The organism is Phyllobacterium sp. P5_D12 (genome assembly GCF_054049495.1).
Map to the genome: position 1 here is coordinate 1 of NZ_JBFUMG010000421.1, position 3,941 is coordinate 3,941.

Consider the following 3,941-nt stretch of genomic DNA (forward strand, 5'->3'; position numbering starts at 1 on the left):
GGCGCAACTCTAGACCGCAACGGACTGCGCCCGGCGCGCTATCTCGTCACCGATGATGATTTTGTGATCATGGCATCGGAARCCGGGGTTCTGCCCGTACCAGAAGAAAAGATCGTCAAGAAGTGGCGGCTGCAGCCAGGCCGCATGCTGCTGATCGACATGGAAAAGGGCGAGATCGTTTCAGATGACACGATCAAGTCGGAGATCGCCAACCGCCATCCTTACAAGCAGTGGCTGAAGAACACGCAGCTCATTCTGGAAGAATTGAGCCCGGTGGAACCACGCGCGCTGCGCAAGGATGTCAGTCTTCTCGATCGTCAGCAGGCTTTCGGCTACACTCAGGAAGATACGCGTATCCTGATGGCGCCCATGGCGACCACGGGCCAGGAAGCCATTGGTTCGATGGGTACGGACACGCCGATCTCGGCGATGTCTGACAAGTCGAAGATGCTTTACACCTATTTCAAGCAGAACTTTGCGCAGGTCACCAACCCGCCGATCGATCCGATCCGTGAAGAGCTGGTGATGAGCCTTGTGTCGTTCATCGGCCCGCGTCCGAACATCTTCGATCTGGTGGGTACATCGCGCCGCAAGCGGCTTGAGGTGCGCCAGCCGATCCTGACCAATGGCGATCTGGAAAAGATACGTTCGATTGGTCACACGGAAGATCGCTTCGACACCAAGACACTGGACACCGCCTATAATGTCGAAGAAGGCGCGGCAGGCATGGCCGGTGCAGTCGAGCGGCTTTGTGACCGCGCCGAAGCAGCGGTGCATGGCGGTTATAACATCATTATCCTGTCGGATCGTCAGGTGGGACCGGATCGCATCCCGATCCCCGCGTTGCTGGCTGTCGCCGCAGTCCATCATCATCTGATTCGCAAAGGCTTGCGCACATCGGTAGGCCTTGTGGTCGAATCCGGTGAGCCTCGCGAAGTGCATCATTTTTGCTGCCTTRCCGGCTATGGGGCGGAAGCGATCAATCCCTATCTGGCATTCGACACGCTGCTCGACATGCACAAGCGCGGCGAGTTCCCGCCGGAAGTCGACTCGCGTGAAATCGTCGCGCGTTACATCAAGTCGATTGGCAAAGGCATTTTGAAGGTCATGTCCAAGATGGGCATTTCCACATACCAGTCCTATTGCGGTGCGCAGATCTTCGATGCTGTAGGCCTCAAATCGGAATTTGTTGACCGGTACTTCTTCGGGACCGCAACCATGATCGAAGGTGTGGGTCTTGAAGAGGTTGCGGAGGAAACTGTTCGCCGGCACCGCGACGCGTTCGGCAATGATCCTGTGCTGATGAGTACGCTTGAGGTCGGCGGCGAATATGCCTATCGCATCCGCGGCGAGGCGCATCTCTGGTCACCCGACGCAGTCGCAAAGCTGCAGCACGCCGTGCGGACTGAATCGCCGGCGACGTTCAAGGAATATTCCGACATGGTGAACAACCAGTCGGCGCAGGCACAGACGATCCGCGGCCTGTTCAAGATCAAAATGGCGTCGGATAGCGGCCGCAAGCCCATCCCAATCGATCAGGTTGAGCCTGCCAAAGACATCGTCAAGCGGTTCTCGACAGGGGCCATGTCCTTCGGTTCGATCAGCCGCGAGGCACATACGACACTGGCCATTGCCATGAACCGGATCGGCGGCAAGTCGAACACCGGCGAGGGCGGCGAGGAGCCGGATCGTTTCTATCCGCTCCCCGACGGCAAGCCAAATCCCGAGCGCTCGGCGATCAAGCAGGTAGCGTCCGGCCGTTTTGGCGTGACGACGGAATATCTCGTCAATTCCGATATGATGCAGATCAAGGTCGCGCAGGGTGCCAAGCCCGGCGAAGGCGGTCAGCTCCCGGGCCACAAGGTCGATGCGACTGTCGCCAAGACCCGTCATTCCACGCCTGGCGTCGGTCTGATTTCGCCGCCGCCACATCATGACATCTATTCCATCGAGGATCTGGCGCAGCTCATCTACGATCTGAAGAACGTCAATCCGGAAGCGGATGTCTCGGTCAAGCTCGTCTCGGAAGTCGGCGTCGGAACTGTCGCGGCCGGTGTTGCCAAGGCGCGTGCCGATCACATCACGATCTCCGGTTATGACGGCGGAACGGGCGCTTCGCCGCTAACATCGCTCAAGCATGCGGGCAGCCCATGGGAAATGGGGCTGGCCGAAACACAGCAGACGCTGGTGCTGAACGGGCTTCGTTCGCGCATCGCCCTTCAGGTGGACGGTGGTTTGCGGACTGGCCGCGACGTCATCATCGGTGCGCTGCTCGGCGCTGACGAGTTCGGCTTCTCTACGGCTCCTTTGATTGCGACGGGTTGTATCCTTATGCGCAAGTGCCATCTCAACACCTGTCCGGTCGGCGTGGCGACGCAGGATCCGGTTTTGCGCAAGCGTTTCAAGGGCACGCCGGAACATGTCATCAATTTCTTCTTCTATATGGCGGAAGAGGTGCGGCAGTTCCTTGCAGAGATGGGCTACACCAAGCTTGAAGAGATTGTCGGCAAGGCTGAGCTTCTCGAAAAGCGCGAGATGATTGACCACTGGAAGGCCAAGGGTCTTGATTTCACACGCATTTTCCACAAGCCGGAGGCGCCCGAGGAGAAGACACGCTGGACCGAACGGCAGAACCACCCGATCGTCGATATTCTCGACCGCAAGCTGATCGAGCAGGCGAAGACCGCGCTCGAAAGCAGGATTCCGGTCAAGATCGAGATGGGTATCAAGAATGTCGATCGTTCCGCCGGCGCGATGCTGTCGGGTGAAGTCGCCAAGCGTTACCGCCATAAAGGCCTGAAAGAGGACACAATTTCCGTCAAGTTCACCGGAACTGCTGGGCAATCCTTCGGGGCGTTCCTTGCGCGCGGCATTTCGTTCGAACTGATCGGCGACGGCAACGATTATGTCGGCAAGGGTCTTTGCKGCGGCCGCATCGTCATTCGTCCGCCGGAGAACACGAAAATCGTGCCGGAAGACTCGATCATTGTCGGCAATACCGTGCTTTACGGCGCTATCGAGGGCGAGGCCTATTTCCGCGGCGTGGCCGGCGAGCGTTTCGCTGTCCGCAACTCGGGCGCCATCGCAGTCGTCGAAGGTACAGGCGATCATGGCTGCGAATACATGACCGGCGGCGTTGTCGTCGTTATCGGCCAGACTGGGCGCAACTTTGCGGCAGGCATGTCGGGCGGTGTTGCCTATGTGCTTGATGAAGCAGGCGATTTTGCTCAGCGCTGCAACATGGCGATGGTCGAACTGGAGCCGGTTCCGGAGGAGGACGACATCCTCGAGAAGCTGCATCATCACGGCGGCGATCTCATGCACAAGGGACGCGTCGACGTTTCGGGCAATATGACCCGTCACGATGAAGAGCGTCTGGTGCAGCTGATCTCGAACCACATGCACTATACGGGTTCGGGCCGCGCCAAGGAAATTCTCGACAACTGGGAAACCTTCCGGCCGAAATTCGTGAAAGTCATGCCGGTCGAATATCGCCGCGCGCTCGAAGACATGGAGCGTATGCGGATGGGTGTCGCAGCCGAATAATATCAATGCTTTACGCTTAGAGCGGTGCCGCGGCGACGCTCAGCATGGGAACAGTTTTATGGGTAAGGTTACAGGTTTTCTCGAGATCGACCGGCAGGTCGGCAAGTATCAGCCCGCGTCGGATCGCATACGGCACTTCAGGGAATTCACCATTCCCATGTCGGATGGCGAGGTCAAAAAGCAGGCTGCACGCTGCATGGATTGCGGGATTCCGTTTTGCCATGGGCCTACGGGCTGCCCGATCCACAATCAGATTCCGGACTGGAATGATCTCGTCTACAACGACAATTGGGATGAGGCGATCAGAAACCTGCATTCCACCAATAATTTCCCGGAATTTACCGGCAGAATCTGTCCGGCGCCATGTGAAGAGGCCTGTACGCTCAACCTCGAAG

The 3,941-nt window shown here is 58.2% G+C and carries 1 protein-coding gene and 1 pseudogene; both read left to right on the plus strand.

Features of this window, described 5'->3' with window-relative positions; all coding sequences use genetic code 11:
* Nucleotides 1–3,546: glutamate synthase large subunit (gene gltB, locus ACXJ5O_RS20845; protein WP_457301556.1), on the plus strand; the 3,546-nt coding region annotated here is incomplete at its 5' end.
* A gap of 58 nt (nucleotides 3,547–3,604) precedes the next feature.
* Nucleotides 3,605–3,941 (plus strand): annotated as a pseudogene (gltD, locus tag ACXJ5O_RS20850) (glutamate synthase); the annotation flags it as partial.